15 protein-coding genes are annotated in these 16,362 nt (G+C 72.6%); 8 read left to right on the top strand and 7 right to left on the bottom strand.

Translation table 11 applies throughout. The annotated features are described in order from the left end of the window. Positions 1–3 precede the first annotated feature (3 nt). Positions 4–1,683 carry a thiol reductant ABC exporter subunit CydD gene (cydD, locus tag ACESM1_RS09945; protein WP_372619662.1) on the bottom strand — a complete coding sequence of 560 codons (1,680 nt, stop codon included), beginning with the start codon at positions 1,681–1,683 and terminating at the stop codon, positions 4–6. A gap of 133 nt (positions 1,684–1,816) precedes the next feature. On the opposite strand from cydD, the gene ACESM1_RS09940 reads away from it, so the two are divergent. From ACESM1_RS09940 to ACESM1_RS09930, 3 genes are read left to right on the top strand one after another with little or no spacing between them, the layout of a single operon-like run. Continuing rightward, complete coding sequence (locus ACESM1_RS09940; protein ID WP_372619661.1) at positions 1,817–2,743, top strand: polysaccharide deacetylase family protein; 927 nt, start codon at positions 1,817–1,819, stop codon at positions 2,741–2,743. Beyond that, complete coding sequence (locus ACESM1_RS09935; protein ID WP_372619659.1) at positions 2,740–3,303, top strand: lipocalin family protein; 564 nt, start codon at positions 2,740–2,742, stop codon at positions 3,301–3,303. Before ACESM1_RS09940 ends, ACESM1_RS09935 begins: the two co-directional genes overlap by 4 nt. Continuing rightward, positions 3,300–4,415: a site-2 protease family protein gene (locus tag ACESM1_RS09930; protein WP_372619657.1), complete on the top strand. Its 1,116-nt coding sequence runs from the start codon at positions 3,300–3,302 to the stop codon at positions 4,413–4,415. Before ACESM1_RS09935 ends, ACESM1_RS09930 begins: the two co-directional genes overlap by 4 nt. 176 nt (positions 4,416–4,591) lie before the next feature. Here ACESM1_RS09930 and ACESM1_RS09925 read toward each other — a convergent pair whose 3' ends face one another. Genes ACESM1_RS09925 through ACESM1_RS09910 form a run of 4 tightly spaced genes read right to left on the bottom strand, consistent with a single transcriptional unit; the run spans position 4,592 to position 9,083 of the window. Continuing rightward, complete coding sequence (locus ACESM1_RS09925; RefSeq protein ID WP_372619655.1) at positions 4,592–6,079, bottom strand: helicase HerA domain-containing protein; 1,488 nt, start codon at positions 6,077–6,079, stop codon at positions 4,592–4,594. Between the two features lie 48 nt (positions 6,080–6,127). After that, complete coding sequence (locus ACESM1_RS09920) at positions 6,128–6,964, bottom strand: GNAT family N-acetyltransferase (RefSeq protein ID WP_372619654.1); 837 nt, start codon at positions 6,962–6,964, stop codon at positions 6,128–6,130. Further along, positions 6,964–7,719, bottom strand: a complete 756-nt coding sequence (locus ACESM1_RS09915) for an SDR family NAD(P)-dependent oxidoreductase (protein ID WP_372619653.1) — start codon at positions 7,717–7,719, stop codon at positions 6,964–6,966. Before ACESM1_RS09915 ends, ACESM1_RS09920 begins: the two co-directional genes overlap by 1 nt. Next, positions 7,716–9,083, bottom strand: a complete 1,368-nt coding sequence (locus tag ACESM1_RS09910; protein WP_372619651.1) for a formimidoylglutamate deiminase — start codon at positions 9,081–9,083, stop codon at positions 7,716–7,718. Before ACESM1_RS09910 ends, ACESM1_RS09915 begins: the two co-directional genes overlap by 4 nt. A 45-nt stretch (positions 9,084–9,128) precedes the next feature. Between ACESM1_RS09910 and hutU the strand changes: the two genes are divergently transcribed. Further along, complete coding sequence (gene hutU, locus ACESM1_RS09905; protein ID WP_372619650.1) at positions 9,129–10,808, top strand: urocanate hydratase; 1,680 nt, start codon at positions 9,129–9,131, stop codon at positions 10,806–10,808. A gap of 9 nt (positions 10,809–10,817) precedes the next feature. Here the strand turns inward: hutU and ACESM1_RS09900 are convergent, their stop codons facing one another. Further along, on the bottom strand, positions 10,818–11,492 hold the full coding sequence (locus ACESM1_RS09900; protein ID WP_372619649.1) for a hypothetical protein: 675 nt from the start codon (positions 11,490–11,492) through the stop codon (positions 10,818–10,820). Between the two features lie 157 nt (positions 11,493–11,649). Here ACESM1_RS09900 and hutH point away from each other — a divergent pair, with 157 nt between their 5' ends. The 3 genes from hutH to ACESM1_RS09885 are packed head-to-tail and all read left to right on the top strand — an operon-like array spanning position 11,650 to position 14,794. Continuing rightward, positions 11,650–13,155, top strand: coding sequence for a histidine ammonia-lyase (gene hutH, locus ACESM1_RS09895; protein WP_372619815.1), 1,506 nt, complete (start codon positions 11,650–11,652; stop codon positions 13,153–13,155). Continuing rightward, a complete protein-coding gene (gene hutI, locus ACESM1_RS09890; protein WP_411278364.1) occupies positions 13,152–14,381 on the top strand; it encodes an imidazolonepropionase in 1,230 nt (409 codons plus the stop codon). The genes hutH and hutI overlap by 4 nt, the downstream gene beginning before the upstream one ends. Beyond that, positions 14,378–14,794 (top strand): PaaI family thioesterase, encoded by a 417-nt coding sequence (locus tag ACESM1_RS09885; RefSeq protein WP_372619647.1) that lies wholly within the window; start codon positions 14,378–14,380, stop codon positions 14,792–14,794. Before hutI ends, ACESM1_RS09885 begins: the two co-directional genes overlap by 4 nt. A gap of 8 nt (positions 14,795–14,802) precedes the next feature. Here ACESM1_RS09885 and ACESM1_RS09880 read toward each other — a convergent pair whose 3' ends face one another. Continuing rightward, on the bottom strand, positions 14,803–15,267 hold the full coding sequence (locus ACESM1_RS09880) for a PilZ domain-containing protein (protein WP_372619646.1): 465 nt from the start codon (positions 15,265–15,267) through the stop codon (positions 14,803–14,805). Positions 15,268–15,487: 220 nt separating this feature from the next. Between ACESM1_RS09880 and ACESM1_RS09875 the strand changes: the two genes are divergently transcribed. Beyond that, a complete protein-coding gene (locus ACESM1_RS09875) occupies positions 15,488–16,177 on the top strand; it encodes a CBS domain-containing protein (protein ID WP_372619644.1) in 690 nt (229 codons plus the stop codon). Positions 16,178–16,362: the final 185 nt, after the last annotated feature.

Genomic DNA, 16,362 nt, shown 5'->3' with positions numbered 1-16,362 from the left:
TGGTCACTCGCCCGCCATCCGCGCGCCCACGGCACGGCCATGCTCGATCTCCAGCACCCGCCCGAGCACGCGCTGCGCGGCGCGGGAATGCGTGGCGATGATCGCCGTGCGCCCGGTGCAGAGGCGCCGCAGGCTCTCCAGCACCTCCGATTCCGTGCCGGGATCGAGATGCGCGGTCGGCTCGTCCAACAGCACCAGCGGCGCGTCACGCAGGAAGGCGCGCGCCACCGCGACACGCTGCGCCTGGCCGCCGGAAAGGCCGAAGCCGCCCTCGCCCACCAGCGTATCCAGCCCCTGCGACAGCCCGCGCGCGAAAGCCATGACCTGCGCCGCCTCGGCGGCCGCCTCCACCTCGGCATCGGCCGCCTCGGGGCGCGCCATGCGGATGTTCTCGCGCAGCGTGCCGCGGAACAGATGCGCCCGCTGGCCGACATAGGAGGACAGCCGCCTGAGCTCGGCCGGCGCCAGCACCGTGGCATCCTGGCCGTTCAGCGCGATGCGGCCCGAATCAGGGCGGCGGAAGCCCATCAGCAGCCGCAGCACGGAGGATTTTCCCGCCCCGGAGGTGCCGGACAGCACCAGCGTCTCGCCCGGCATGACCCGGAAGGTGAGGCCGTCCAGCGCCGGCGGCCGCGTCGGGTCGTAGGTCAGCCGCACATCCTGGAAGGTGACCACCAGCCGGCGGGGGATCTCCTCAAGCCGGAAACCGGGTGGGCCTTCCGGCTCGGCGAGCAGCGGCGCGAGCTCGGCTGCCGCACCGCGGGCCGAGAGCTTCTCGTGATAGGCCTGGGAGAAGCTGCGCAGCGGCGCGAAGAAGGCCGGCACCAGCAGCAGGGTGAAGATCGCCGCCACCGGATCGGGATGCGCCGCCCCCAGCACCGCGCCGTGGCGGATGGCGAGCAGGGCGATCGCGCCCGCCGCCAGCACCTCGAGCGAGGCGGAGGACAGGAATGCCACCCGCAGCACCTTCATCGTCCGCTCGCGCAGCTCCGCCGCGGCGGTGCCCAGCGCCTGCGCCTCGGCCTCCTGCCGGCGGAACAGCACCAGCGTGGGCAGGCCGCGCATGCGGTCGAGGAAGCGGCCGGAAAGCCGGCCCAGAGCATCGAACTGGCGCCGGCTGGCCTGCGCCGCACCGATGCCGGTCGCCGCCATCGCCACCGGCATCAGCAGCCCGGCCACGGCCAGGATCGCGCCACTGGTCGGGTCGGCCCAGGCCGCCGCGGCGGCGACCAGCGCCGGCCCGGCGATCGCCAGCACCGCGGCGGGCAGCCAGCGCGTGAGGAAGCCCTCCAGCGCCTCGATCCGATCCACCACCAGCGCCGCCCGCTCGCCGACCGGCCGGGGGTCGGAGGGGCCGTCGGCCAGCAGGCGGTCGAACACGGCGGCGCGCAGCCGCGCCTTCGCGGCTTCGCCGGTCGCGACCAGCGCGCGCTCCTGCGCCACGCCGAGCCCGGCCGAGAGCGCCACCAGCGCCGCGGCGGCACCGAGTTCCGTCCAACCGGCCGAGCCGAAGCCGAGCAGGGACGCGATCAGCATGGCAATCAGCAGCGCCTGCGCGATGCCCACCGCCACTTGGCCAAGCCCTAGGGCGACCGGCAGCGCCAGCCGCGCGCGTGCCCGCTTCGCTTCACGCCGGAGGAGTTCCTCCGCGGCGCGGTCCGTGTCGTTCGCAGCCCGTGACATGCCCGGACGACCATAAGACAGCACCGCGGCGCGGTCATCCCATCGCGTCAACATCACCTGACAGGCGTGGCGGGCTTGCCGGTTGCCACCATGGCGCCAAGCTGACGAAACGAGCCGCCCGCCGAGGATCCCGATGCTGCCCACCCACGGACGCTACGACTACACCGCCTGGCGCGGCCGGCAGGCCTATGCCTGGCCCAACGGAACCCGGCTCGCGGTCTATCTCGGCGTGAACCTGGAGCACTTCGCCTTCGGCGAGGGGCTGGGCGCGGAGCTCGCACCCGGTGGCCCCCAGCCGGACGTGCTCAACTTCGCCTGGCGCGACTATGGAAACCGGGTCGGTGCCTGGCGGTTGCTCGACCTGATGGATGAGCTCGCCCTGCCCGCGACCGTGCTGCTGAACAGCGCCATGTACGAGTACGCGCCGGAGCTGGTCGCTGCGCATCGCGCCCGTGGCGATGAGATCGCCGGCCATGGCCGCACCAATTCCGAGCGCCAGTCGGTGCTGCCGGAGCCGGAGGAGCGCAAGCTGATCGCCGAATCGACCGCCGCCATCGCCCGGCACGAGGGCAAGGCGCCGCGCGGCTGGCTCTCGCCCTGGATCGCGGAGAGCCTTGCCACGCCCGACCTGCTGGCCGAGGCCGGCTACGCCTATACGCTGAACTGGTGCGCCGATGATGCGCCGGTCTGGATGCGCACGCGCGGCGGCAAGCTGCTCGCCGTGCCCTACCCGCAGGAGGTCAACGACATCCCCGCCATCGTCGCCCGCAAGGAATCGGCCGAGACCTTCGCCCGGATGGTGGTGGATGATTTCGAGGAAAGGCTGCGCCAGGTGCGCGGCGACGGGCAGCCGCAGGTGATGGGCATTGCGCTGCACCCCTACATCGTCGGCCAGCCGCACCGGCTGCGGGCACTGCGCCGCGCGCTGGCGGTGATCGCGCAGGCGCGCGAGGAGATCTGGATCACCACCGCCGGCGCGGTGTTCGAGCATGTCGCGGCGCTGCCGGCCGGAGTGGTGCCCGGCTGTCCGCGCGCCGCCGCCGGGGGACGCCCGGCATGAAGCGGCTCCTGCTTCTGGCCGCGCTGCTGCTCGGCGCCTGCGCCACCTCGCCACCCGGGCCGCCGTTGCAGACGGTGCCGCGCGTCGACCTCTCGCGCTATGCCGGCACCTGGTACGAGATCGCGCGGTATCCCAACTCCTTCCAGGACGGGCGGGGCCGGCGCTGCGTCGCCACCACCGCGACCTATGCCCTGCGCGAGGATGGCCAGGTGGCGGTGACCAACCGCTGCCTCGACGCCACCGAGGGCAATCGCGAGGTCGTGGCCACCGGCACCGCCTATGCGGTGGAGGGCAGCGGCAATGCGAAGCTGCGCGTCACCTTCTTCTGGCCCTTCTACGGCGACTACTGGGTGATCGGGCTCGATCCCGAGTACCGCTGGGCGGTGGTGGGGGCGCCGGGGCGGGAGTATCTGTGGATCCTGTCCCGCACGCCGCAGATGGCGCCGGACGACCGGGCTGCCGCGCTCCGCATTGCGGCGGCGCAGGGCTTCGACCTCGAGCGCCTGCAGGAGACACCGCAACCGCCACGCCAGGCGAGGCTGCAAGGGAGACGCGGATGAGCTGGTCCATCCCGCTGGGCCGCGTGCTTGGCACCGAAATACGGCTGCACCTCACCTTCTTCCTGCTGCTGGCCTGGATCGGCTTCGCGCACTACGCGCAGGGCGGCACGCCGGCGGCGCTGGAGGGCATCCTCTTCATCTGCCTGATCTTCAGCTGCGTCGTGCTGCACGAATTCGGCCATGTGCTGGCGGCGCGGCGCTACGGCATCTCCACGCCCGACATCACCCTGCTGCCGATCGGCGGCGTCGCGCGGCTGGAGCGCATCCCGGAGAAGCCGTCGGAGGAGCTGGTCGTTGCGCTTGCCGGCCCGGCGGTGAACGTGGCGATCGCGGCGCTGCTGTTCGTCCTGCTCGGCGGCGCACCGCCGGTCGAGGCGATGGCGGCACTGCCGGGCGCCGAGCACGGCATGCTGGCGCGGCTGTTCTGGGTGAACGTCGTGCTGGTGGTGTTCAACCTGATCCCCGCCTTCCCGATGGATGGCGGCCGCGTGCTGCGGGCGCTGCTCGGCTACCGGATGGGCCATCGGCGCGCCACCGACATCGCCGCCACCACCGGGCAGGTGGTGGCCTTCCTGCTGGGTTTCCTCGGGCTGATCGGCGGCGCGCCGCTGCTGGTCTTCGTCGCGCTCTTCGTCTGGCTGGGCGCTGGGGCGGAGGCGCAGGCGGTGAAGCTGCGCGAGCTCTCGCGCGGGATGATGGCCTCCGACGCGATGATCACCCGCTTCGAGACGCTGCCTGTCGCCGCGCGCATCGAGGATGCGGTGGAGATGCTGCTCAGCGGCGCGCAGACGGACTTCCCCGTGGTGGATGGCGGCGGCAGGCTGCGCGGGATCCTCACGCGCTCGGACCTGATCCGCGCGCTGCGCGAATCGGGCGCCGAGAGCGCGGTGATGGAGGCGATGCAGCGCGAGGTGCCGACGGTGCATCACCGCTCGCCGCTGGACGAGGCGCTGCAGGCAATGCAGGCGGCGGCCGGTCCGATCGGCGTGCTGGACGGCGCCGGCCGCCTCGTCGGCCTGCTGACGCAGGAGAATCTCGGCGAGATGCTGATGGTGGAGGCCGCCCGCGGCCGGCGCGCGCCGCCGGCAAACCCCTGGGCGCGGGGGGCCTGATCTCATGCTTGGCGCACGAAGGTTTCACCTTCGCGCGCTCAAACGCCGGCGCCGCTCCGCGGCTTGGCTCGTCATGCCGAAGGCATGCGTTCCGGATGACGCATAAGCGGCGGGCCGCATTCGCGGCCTCGGCCGGCTTAGGGCCGGCCGCAGGTCGAACCCCTGGGCGCCGGGTATCAGGCCGCCTCCGCCGCCGGATCCCCTGGCGCCGTCTCCCGCCCCGATCCGGTGAGCGCGACGATCCGCCGCCCGGCGGCATCGGTCCGGCAGACGATGGCGCCCTGCCCTTCCAGCCATTCCAATAGCCGCCGCGCCCGGCCCTCCGACCGGCTGCCATAGGCGCGCGCGATGGCGGCGTCCGAGGGACAGGGCTCGGCGCCCAGTGCGGCGCGGGCGAGCAGCAGGTAGACGCCCTGCGTATCCTCCGGCAGCGCCGCCGCCTGCTCGGCCACGGCGGGCCAGTCGGCATCGTCCATCGCCGCCTCCGCGACCCCGGCACGGGCCAGGGAGAGCATGCGGCGGAAGGCCGGGATGTCCGGCGGCGTGCCGCCGAGACGTGCAATGCGGCAGCGCACCAGGAAATCCTGGTAGAGCACCGCCGGCTGGCGATAGGCGGCGTCGGGCTCGGCGAGCACGGCGCGCAGCAGTTCCGCCAGCTTGGTGCGGCGGGCGGCGTCCTCTTCCAGCGTCAACGCGGCCTCCGCCGGCGCATGCACCGCGGCCGGGCGGGCGGCGGCGAGCTGTGCGGCGATGTCGGGCGGCGGCGCGGAGGGGCGGCGCGGCGGCGGCAGGTTGCGCGGATCGGGCGCGGCGGCGGCCTTGAGGATCAGCTCTCGCGCCTCGTCGGACGGCGCCTCGGGCGGCGCGACCAGCTTCGGGCCGGCGCCGCGCGAGCCGGTCTCCACCGCGCCGATGCGCAATGCCAGCGGCCGGCGCGAGATGGCCGGGCCGAGGGCCACGAAATGCCCGCGCGCCAGGTCGCGGAACATCTCGGCCTGGCGCCGCTCCATCCCCAACAGGTCGGCGGCGCGCGCCATGTCGATGTCGAGGAAGGTGCGGCCCATCAGGAAGTTGGACGCCTCCGCCGCGACGTTCTTGGCCAGCTTCGCCAGGCGCTGCGTCGCCACCACCCCGGCGAGCCCCCGCTTGCGGCCGCGGCACATCAGGTCGGTCATCGCGGCGAGCGCGCTGCGCCGCGCCTCGTCCGAGACGTCGCTGCCCATCGCCGGCGCGAAGAGCTGCGCCTCGTCCACCACCACCAGCATCGGCGACCAGGCATCCCGCTCCACGCCGAACAGACCGTCGAGGAAGGCGGCGGCGTGGCGGAGCTGGTTGTCCACCTCCAGGTTCTCGAGGTTCAGCACCACCGAGACACGGTGCCGCCGCACCCCATCCGCCGCCCGCCTGAGGCCCGAGATGCCAGAGGCCGCGGCGTCGATCACCAGGTGGCCGTAGCGGTCGCCGAGGGTGACGAAATCGCCTTCCGGATCGATCACCGCCTGCTGCACCCAGGCGGCGGACTGCTCCAGCAGCCGGCGGAGCAGATGCGACTTGCCCGAGCCGGAATTGCCCTGCACCAGCAGGCGCGTCGCCAACAACTCCTCGAGGTCGAGTGTCGCCGGCGCTCCGGCGGTGGTCGTCCCGATCTCGATGCGGACCGTCATCACCCCTCCATCCTGCCCAGGGGAGGTAGCGGGGCCGGGCGCGGCTGGCTACCCGAGTTCGAAGGTCGTGACCCCGAAGATGCGGTCGGTGCGCAGGGCGGGCGCCGGTCCGGTGTACATGCGCGCCGTCTCGAACACCGGCGCCAGGCCGAATCGGGTGGCGAGCGCCACCGCCTCGCGGTGCGGCTCCGGCACGTCGAGGAAGACGGGGCCCGGTTCCACACGGGCGACCAGCGCGGCGAGCAGCGCCTCGGCGTCCCGCGCATCCTCGGCGACCAGCGGACCGACCTTGTGGCCGCTGCGGCAGGGGCGGATCACACCGAAGCCGGCCGCCGTGCCATCCCTCAGCAGCGCCAGCGCGACATGGCCTGGCGCGCCGAGCCAGGCGCGCAGGAAGTCCGGCCGCTCGGCGGGAAACACCGAGCGGTCGAGCGCCGCGAGCGCAGCAAACGGCACGGCCGTGGCCGGCACCACGTCGGGGTGTGCGGCCGGCTGCGACGGCGGCTCGCCGCCGAAGCGGATGTTGTTCCAGGCCAGCACGAAGCCCGATTTACGGTAGTTCGGCTGCTGCGCCACCACCCCATCCAGCCCCACCAGCCGCCCGGCGAGCTGCTTCATGCCGGCGCGCCAGACCGCCATGCCATGCCCCTGCCCACGCACCTCGGGGCGGGCGATGTAGAAGCCGATGAACCCGAAATCCGCGCCGTAGCGCGTGGCGGAGATCACCGCGCGCAGCTCGCCGCCCGCGAAGGCGCCGAGGAACAGGCCGGGATCCTGCGCCAGGAAGCAGTCGAGATCGGCGAGGCCGGGGTTCCAGCCCTCGGCCGCGGCCCAGTTCACCGCGTGCTCCGCTTCCAGCGGCGTCAGGGTGCGGATCGTGGCCATCAATGCATCAGGTCGCCGCCATTGGGCGAGATGGTGGCGCCGACGAAGAAATCACCGCCCGGGGAACTGGCCAGCAGCAGCGCGGCGGCGGCGATCTCCTCCGGCTGGCCGACGCGGCCGATCGGCAGCGTCGCACCGATGCGCTCGGACCAGTCGGCGCCGAGCTGCGCCGTCAGGTCGGTCTCCACCGGGCCGGGTGCGATGGCGTTGACCAGGATGCCCTTCGGCGCGCCCTCGCGGGCCAGCGCGCGCGTCATGCCGACCAGCGCGGCCTTGGCGGTGCAATAGGGCACCACGTTCGGCGCCCCCTTGAAGGCGAGCTGGCTGGCGGTGGTGATGATCCGCCCCCTGCCCCGCGCCGCCATGCCCGGCCAGACCGCCTGGGCGGCGAAGAAGCTGGCACGGACATGCACGGACATCACGCGGTCGAACATCTCCTCCGTGATGGTCTCGAAGGGGCCGCGCAGATTGAGGCCGGCATTGTTCACCAGCACGTCGCAGGGGCCGAGCGCTGCCTCCGCCGCGCCCATGAAGGCACGCAGCGCCGGCAGCTCGGCCACGTCGAGCGCGGCGTGGAAGGCACGGCGGCCGAGCGCCTCGATCCTCGCCGTGACGTCCGCGGCGCCTTCCGCATCGTGCAGGTGGCAGAAGGCGATGTCGGCGCCCTCCTGCGCGAAGAGCAGCGCGATCGCGCGCCCGATGCCGCGGCTGCCGCCGGTGATGATCGCCACCTGCCCGCTGAGTTGCCCGCTCACGCCAATAGCCTCCGCATCGCATTCCCGAATTCATCGCGGATCGCCATGGCGTCCACGTGCCGCCCGGCCTCCACCACAACCTTGCCGCCGCAGACCACGCGGCGCACCGGATTGCCCTGGCCGCTGAACACCCAGGCGTCGAGCAGCGCATCGCCCTCGCGGCCAAGCAGCAGCGGATGGGTGTCGTCGAGCTCAACGAGATCGGCGCGCATCCCCGGCGCGATGGCGCCGATCCTGCGCCCGCTGACCTGCGCACCACCGGCGAGCGCCGCGTCCAGCAAGGTACGCCCGGGATGCGGGTTCTGCTCCGCCGTCGCCACCGCGCGCGCATGGTCGCGCAGGCGCTGCGTGGTTTCCAGCTGGCGCAGCTCGAAGGCGGGCGAGGTGCCGACATGGCTGTCGGTGCCGATGCCGAAGCGGCCGCCTTCGCGCAGGAAGGCCGGCAGCGGAAAGATGCCGTCGCCGAGCGAGGCCTCGGTGGTCGGGCAGAGCCCGGCGACCGCGCCGGACTTCGCCAGGTCGGCGGCCTCGCCTTCGTCCATGTGGGTCGCGTGGATCAGGCACCAGCGCGAATCGAGTGGCAGGTTGTCCAGCAGCCAGCGCACCGGCCGCGCGCCGGTGGCGGCGAGGCATTCCTCCACCTCCTTCGGCTGTTCGGCGGCATGGAGGTGGATGGGGCCGTCGAAGCCGGCGATGGCGCGCAGCATGTCGGGCGTCACGGCGCGCAGCGAATGCGGCGCCAGGCCGACGCTGGCCTGCCGGTCGCCGGCGGCGGCGGCGCGTGCGCCTTCCACGATGCGGCCGAAGCCGTCGAGGTCGTTCAGGAAGCGTCGCTGCCCCGCATGCGGCTCCTTCCCGAAGATCCCGCCATGCCGGTAGAGCGAGGGCAGCATGGCGATGCCGATCCCCGCCCGCCTCGCCGCCGCCAGGTGCCGCTTCGCCATCTCCGCGATGTCGTCATACGGCGTGCCGTCCGGCTGGTGATGGAGGTAGTGGAACTCGGCGACACAGGTGAAGCCGTGTTCCAGCAGCTCGGCGTAGAGTTGCGCGGCCACCGCCTCGGCGTCCTCGGGCGAGAAGCGGCCGACGAAGCGGTACATCGTCTCCCGCCAGGTCCAGAAGCTGTCCTGCCCGGCCGGGCTGCGCCGCTCGGCGCCGCCGGCCATGGCGCGCTGGAAGGCGTGGGAGTGCAGGTTCGGCACGCCGGGGACGACATGGCCGGACAGGCGCCGCGCCGCGCCAGCGGGGGTGCCAGGGGTCACGGCGGCGATGTCGCCGGCCGGATCCACCGCGATCCGCACCGCCTCCGCCCAGCCGCCCGGCAGCAAGGCCCGGGCCGCCCAGAATTCGCGCGCCGATGTCATGCCGTTCCGCTTGCCTCTCGCCTGTCCCTCAGGCTTGAGTCAGGCATGACCGATCCCGCGCGCATCCGCAACGCCCTCCCCAATTCCCCTGGCATCCGCGCCCCCCGCGGCCTGGACCTCACCTGCCGCCACTGGTCCACCGAGGCGGCGATGCGGATGCTGATGAACAACCTGGACGACGAGGTCGCCGAGAAGCCCGGCGAGCTGGTGGTGTACGGCGGCATCGGCCGCGCCGCGCGCGATTGGAAGAGCTACGAGACGATCCTCTCCGTCCTGAAGCGGCTGGACGAGGAGCACACGCTGCTCGTCCAGTCCGGGAAACCCGTCGGCGTGTTCCGCACCCATGCCGATGCGCCGCGCGTGCTGATCGCCAATTCCAACCTGGTGCCGCGCTGGGCGAGCTGGGAGCATTTCAACGAGCTCGATCGCAAGGGGCTGATGATGTACGGCCAGATGACGGCCGGATCCTGGATCTACATCGGCTCGCAGGGCATCGTGCAGGGCACCTACGAGACCTTCGCGGAAGCCGGCCGCCAGCATTTCGGCGGCAGCCTGGCGGGGCACTGGATCCTCACCGCCGGGCTCGGCGGCATGGGCGGCGCGCAGCCGCTGGCGGGCGTCTTCGCCGGCGCCTGCGTGCTCGCCGTGGAATGCCAGCCATCCCGCATCGAGAAGCGGCTGGAGACGAAGTATCTCGACCACCGCGCCGATGACCTCGACACCGCGCTGGCGATGATCCGGAGCGCCTGCGCGGAGCGACGCGCCATCTCCGTCGGCCTGCTCGGCAATGCGGCCGAGGTGTTCCCCGAGCTGGTGAAGCGCGGTGTGGTGCCGGACATCGTCACCGACCAGACCAGCGCGCACGACCCGGCCAATGGCTACCTCCCCGCCGGCTGGACGCTGTCCGAATGGGACGCGAAGCGGGAGAGCGACCCGGCCGCCGTCGCCGCGGCGGCGAAGCACTCGATGGTCGGCCACGTCCAGGCGATGCTGGACTTCAAGGCGCGCGGCGCGGTGGTGATGGATTACGGCAACAACATCCGCCAGATGGCGAAGGAAGAAGGGCTGGCAAATGCCTTCGACTTTCCGGGCTTCGTGCCGGCCTATATCCGCCCGCTGTTCTGCCGCGGCATCGGCCCCTTCCGCTGGGCGGCGCTGAGCGGCAACCCTGACGACATCCGCAGGACCGACGACAAGGTGCGGGAGCTGATCCCCGACGACCCGCATCTGCACCAGTGGCTCGACATGGCGGAGAAGCGCATCGCCTTCCAGGGCCTGCCCGCGCGCATCTGCTGGGTGGGGCTCGGCCAGCGCGACCGGCTCGGCCTCGCCTTCAACGAGATGGTGGCGCGCGGCGAGATCGGGCCCGTCGTGATCGGCCGCGACCATCTGGATTCCGGCAGCGTGGCGTCACCGAACCGGGAGACGGAGGCGATGCGCGACGGCTCCGACGCCGTCTCCGACTGGCCCTTGCTGAACGCGCTGCTGAACACCGCCTCGGGCGCCACGTGGGTTTCGCTGCATCATGGCGGTGGGGTGGGCATGGGGTTCAGCCAGCACAGCGGCATGGTGGTCGTCTGCGACGGCACCGAGGCCGCTGCGCGCCGGCTGGCGCGCGTGCTGTGGAACGACCCCGCCACCGGCGTGATGCGTCACGCCGATGCCGGCTACGACATCGCGATCGATTGCGCGCGGGAGCACCGGCTCGACCTGCCCATGCTGTGATGGGTCGCGCTACCGGATCACGCTGAGGGTATGCGCGGTGAGGTCGTGCTCGAGCACACCCGCAGGCGGGGTGATGCCACGTCCGCCGAGATGTGCGAACAGCCGCTTCACGACCGCGCTGTTGTCGCCCTCGCGCCCCTTCGGCAGTTCTTCCCAGCCGGTGAAGCCGGCGACCTTGCCGATCGTCTGCCAGGTGGCGTGGCGGACCAGCTTGCCGCCCGGCACGTCGCTGGCGCGCTGCTTCATCGCCTTCTCGAGCGTCCGCCCCGCGGACTGGTTCGGCGCCGCCTCGATCGCCATCACGCGGACATGCGACAGCCCGTCCAGCGCCCCCGCCGCCTTGGGGAAGAGGTGGTCGATGTTGAACGCCCGGCCGTCGGGCCGCCCCGGCAGGCCGAGCCAAGTCTTCGCGAAGGCATCGTAGAGATCGCGGTAGCCGGTGTCGGTGGGGTCCACCCAGAGTTCCGGCTCGGTCCCCTGGACCCAGACGAAGGCGCGGGTCAGGGGCTCGGCGCCCAGTGTCCGCAGGCTGCCGCCGAGCCGCATCGTCCCAAGCACCGGCCCGGCCGTGCCGAGCTGGCCGAGGTCGGCAATCCCGATCCAGGCACGCCCGCTCCCCGCGAGGAATTGCAGAACCAGCGTCGAGACCTGCCGCCGCAGCGGCTCCGGCCAACCAGCCGCCATCCGCGCCTCCTTCCTGCTACGGACCGCGAGGGGGGCGGCCCGCCTGCCATCCTGGGCCATCCACGGCGCGCCGCCAACGCCAGCGCCCGGTGGCGGCAGGCGTGACGAAACCGGCACTTGTGCATGGCACAGCGGCAGGGCCAAGCTCCGCACCGTGATGATCACGCCCGGCCATGCCCACCTGTCGGAGCTGCGCGCCGTGATGGCGGGCCAGCCCATCGCACTCGATCCCGCATGGCGCGCGGATGCGCAGCGATCGATGGATGCGCTCGCGAGACGGCTGGCCGACGGCGAGGCGCTCTATGGCGTCAACACTGGCTTCGGAAAGCTCGCCTCCACGCGGATCGCGCCGGAGCAACTCGCGCAGCTGCAGCTCAACCTGATCCGCAGCCACGCCGCCGGCACCGGCGCCTTCCTGCCGGCGCCCGTGGTGCGCCTGATCCTGGCGCTGAAGGCGCTCTCGCTGGCGCGCGGCGCCTCCGGCGTGCGGCCGGCGGTGGTCGAGGCGCTGCTCGCCCTGCTGCAGCACGACGTGCTGCCGGCGATCCCGGCCAAGGGCTCGGTCGGCGCCTCCGGCGACCTCGCTCCGCTCGCGCATCTCTCGCTGGTGCTGATCGGCGAGGGCGAGGCCTTCCAACAGGACCGCGTGCTGGACGGCACGCAGGCACTGGCGCTCGCCAACGTCGCGCCCCTCTCGCTCGGCCCGAAGGAAGGGCTGGCGCTGCTCAACGGCACGCAGGTCAGCACCGCGCTGGCACTCGCCGGGCTGTTCGCGGCCCAGGACCTGCTGAAGACGGCGCTGGTCGCCAGCGCGCTCAGCCTCGATGCCGCGCGCGGGTCCGACACGCCCTTCGATCCGCGCATCCATGCGCTGCGTGGCCAGCCCGGGCAGATCCGCTGCGCCGCGGCGCTGCGCGGGCTGATCGCCGGCAGCCAGATCCGCGACAGCCACCGCGAGGGCGATACCCGTGTGCAGGATCCCTATTCGCTGCGCTGCCAGCCGCAGGTCGCCGGCGCCTGCCTCGACCTGCTCGACAACGCCGCCGAGGTGCTGCTGCGCGAGGCGAATGCCGTCACCGACAATCCGCTGGTGACCGACGAGGGCGAAGTGCTGTCCGGCGGCAATTTCCACGCCGAGCCGGTCGCCTTCGCCGCCGACACCATCGCGCTGGCGATCGCCGAGCTCGGCGCGATCAGCGAGCGGCGGATCGCACTGCTGACCGACCCGGCGCTGAACTCCGGCCTGCCCGCCTTCCTGGTCGCCGACAGCGGCGTCAATTCCGGCTTCATGATCGCACAGGTCACCTCCGCCGCGCTGACCGCGGAGAACCGTGCGCTGGCGGTGCCGCGCAGCACCGACAGCCTGCCGACCAGCGCGAACCAGGAGGACCATGTCAGCATGGCGACCGCCGCCGGGCTCCGGCTGGCGGAGATGGCGACGAACCTGGCGACGATCCTCGGCATCGAGATCCTGGCGGCGTGCCAGGGCATCGAGTTCCACCGCCCGCTGCGGAGCTCCGCCCCGCTGGAGGCGGCCCATGCGGCGCTGCGGGAGCTGGTCGCGCCATGGGACCAGGACCGCGCCATGGCGCCGGACATCGAGGCTGCGAAGCGCCTGGTCGAGCGCGGCACCTTCGCCGCGCTGGTGGAACTGCCGGCGTGAGCTTCGACCGCGTCTGGCTCGACGCCCAGCTGTGCACGATGGTGCCGGGCCGCGGCGATCCGCTCGGCATCATCGAGGATGGCGCGGTCGCCGCGAAGGACGGGCGGATCGCCTGGGTCGGCCGGCGCGGCGGGCTGCCCGGCGCAGCGGCCGTCACCACGCGCTGCGACGGCGCCTGGATCCTGCCCGGCCTGATCGACTGCCACACCCACATCGTGTTCGGCGGCAACCGCGCGCGCGAATTCGAGATGCGGCTGGAAGGCGCAAGCTACGAGGAGATCGCGAAGGCCGGCGGCGGCATCCTCTCCACCGTCGGCGCCACCCGCGCGGCGAGCGAGGACGCGCTGGTGCAGGCCGCCCTCCCCCGGCTGGATGCGCTGCTGGCCGAAGGCGTCACCACCATCGAGGTGAAGTCGGGCTATGGGCTCGATCTCGCCACCGAGGCGCGGATGCTGCGCGCCGCGCGCCGGCTCGGCCGCGAGCGGGCGGTGGGCGTCGTGACCTCCTGCCTCGCGGCCCATGCGGTACCGCCCGAATTCGCCGGCCGCCGCACCGACTTCGCCCGCCACGTGGCCGAGGCGATCATCCCCGCCATCGCCGCCGAGGGCCTCGCCGATGCGGTGGACGCCTTCACCGACAGCGCCATCGCCTTCACGCCGGAGGAAACCGGCTGGGCCTTCGACGCGGCAGCCCGGGCAGGGCTACCGGTCAAGCTGCATGCCGACCAACTGCGCGACGATGGCGGCGCCGCGCTCGCGGCGCGCCACGGCGCGCTTTCTGCCGACCATATCGAATATGCGAATGCCGAAGGCATCGCCGCCATGGCGAGGGCCGGCACCGTCGGCGTGCTGTTGCCCGGCGCCTTCTACTTCATCCGCGAGACCCACCAGCCGGACATCGCCGCGATGCGGGCGGCCGGGCTGCGGCTGGCGCTGGCCACGGACCTCAACCCCGGCTCCTCGCCCGCGCTGTCGCTGCTGCTGATGCTCAACATGGGCTGCACGCTGTTCCGCCTGACCGTCGCCGAGGCGCTGGCCGGCGTCACGCGCCACGCCGCCGCGGCGCTCGGCCTTGCGGATCGCGGCGCGCTGGCGCCCGGCCTGCGCTGCGACTTGGCGCTGTTCGGGATCTCCCGCCCCGCCGAGCTCTGCTACTGGATGGGCCGGAACCCCTGTGTCGCGCGAGTGCGCGCGGGCGAGGATTGCGGGGTGGCCGCCGGCGCATGACGCTGTCCGTCACGGAGATGCAGCACCTGGTGCGCGAGGGCGTGCCGCTGGCTGCCGCCTGGGGGGTGGAGGTGCTGGAAGCCGCGGATGGCGCGGCGGTTCTCCGCCTGCCGCATCGCGAGGATCTGCTGCGCCCTGGCGGCACCGTCTCCGGCCCGGCGCTGATGGGGTTGGCCGATGTGGCGATGTGGGCGGCGCTGCTCTCGCTGACCGGCGGACGGGACGAGAGCCTGACAGCCAATCTCTGCATCACGTTCCTCCGCCCGCCGGCGCCGGGCGCGGTGATCGCGCAAGCGCGGGTGATCAGGAAGGGCCGCAGCCTTTCCTATGGCGAGGTGATGCTGCGCCCGGAAGGCCAGTCCGCGCCCTGCGCCCATGTCACCACCAGCTGGGCGGCGGCGCGGCGCGACTGAGCCGCGCGTCAGGAGGCGGAGAGCGCCGCCTTGCGAAGCACGCTGGCAAGCCGCATCCGGGCGCCTTCGGCCTCCTCCGCGGCGTCGCGGATCTCGGGATCGTCGAAGAAGCGCGCGGCGCGGAGCTGCCGCACCGCCAGGTCGAACTTGCCGCCCTTCAGCGAGTCCTCGACCGCCATCAGCCGCGCGGCGGTGTCGGGGCCGAGGCCGCGCTCCTCGGCGGCGAATTCCAGCCCGGCATCGGTGCCTCGGCTCCAGGCGCGGCTGGCGGTGATCGCCTGGCCATCGCTCAGCCGCAGCACGAGACGCCCGGGAAGGGAGATCGGCGTGGCCGTCTGGATCCGTGCCCCGCCCTCGCTGGTGTCGAGTACCAGGCAATCATGCAGGGTATTGGCAAACAGGACCTGCGCCCTGCGCAGCACGCTGCTCCGCGGAAGCCGCCGACGCTCGCTTCGGGTGGCTTCACTCTGCATGGGACACGCCCTCACCGGTCATAACAATTCCGAACAATACGATAATTAAAAACGACATTCAACGTATGAGTTCGCATTTTTCGACGGTTCCGGCACCCCGTCCGCAGCGGGCCCGTCTGCCAGGTTGCAGCGCGACCGCGGCGCACCGGCAGGCTGGGCGCTTGCATCCACACGGCAAGGTTTCCATTTCACGACGAACCACCGCCGAGGAGGAAGGACGATGCGTGCCCGCGATCTGATGACCCGCGACCCGATCACCCTGCCGCCCGAAACCCCGCTGGCCCTGGTCGCGCGCGCGCTGGCGGAGCGCGGCATCTCGGGCGCCCCGGTGGCGGATGCGAACGGCGCCCTGCTGGGCATGGTCACGGAAGGCGACCTGATCCGCCGCCTCGCCGCTCCCGAGGACGCGCCGCGCTCCTGGCTGCGCGACTTCTTCACCCCGTCCGGCCGCCAGGCTGCCCGGTTCGCACGCACCCACGGACAGCGCGCCGCCGATGTCATGACGACCAGCCTGGTCACCGCGGAGGAGGACACCCCCATCTCGGTGATCGCCAAGGCGATGGAGGAGCGTGGCATCCGCCGCGTGCCGGTGGTCCGGGACGGCAAGCTGGTCGGGATCGTCTCCCGTGCCGACCTTATCCGCGCCGTGATGTCGCCCCCCGATTCACTGGCCGAGGACGCGCCGGACGAACGTATCCGCCGCGCGGTCACCGAGGCGATGCGGACCCAGCCCTGGGTGGACGCCTACTTCATCTTCCCCGAGGTGAAGGATGGCGTCGTGTCCTTCCACGGCTATTGCCGGAACGAGGACGTGAAGCGCGCCCTGCGCGTGCTGGCCGAGCGGATCCCCGGCGTGAAGGGGGTCGAGGTGATGGTCGAGAAGGCACCGCTGCCCGTCGCCGCGCCCTGAGGACGGCGCCCGCTGGTGGGGGGGGGGGGCCGGCAGCCCCGAAGCTCCCAGCGATCCGGGCCGCGAGCGGCGCCGCCGGTGCGCCGGTGCCGTTCGCGGCGATGTCCTGTCCACGGCCCGCCAGCCGTGCCCGCCGTCAACGAATCATCAAGGTTCATGCATGGACGTGTAGTTTCGTCCGAAAA

Origin of the sequence: Falsiroseomonas sp. (assembly GCF_041690465.1) — a bacterium.
In the GTDB taxonomy this organism is placed as follows: Bacteria; Pseudomonadota; Alphaproteobacteria; order Acetobacterales; family Acetobacteraceae; genus Falsiroseomonas.
Note: the sequence above shows the minus strand (reverse complement) of the source record. Positions and strands in the feature narration are given on the sequence as shown.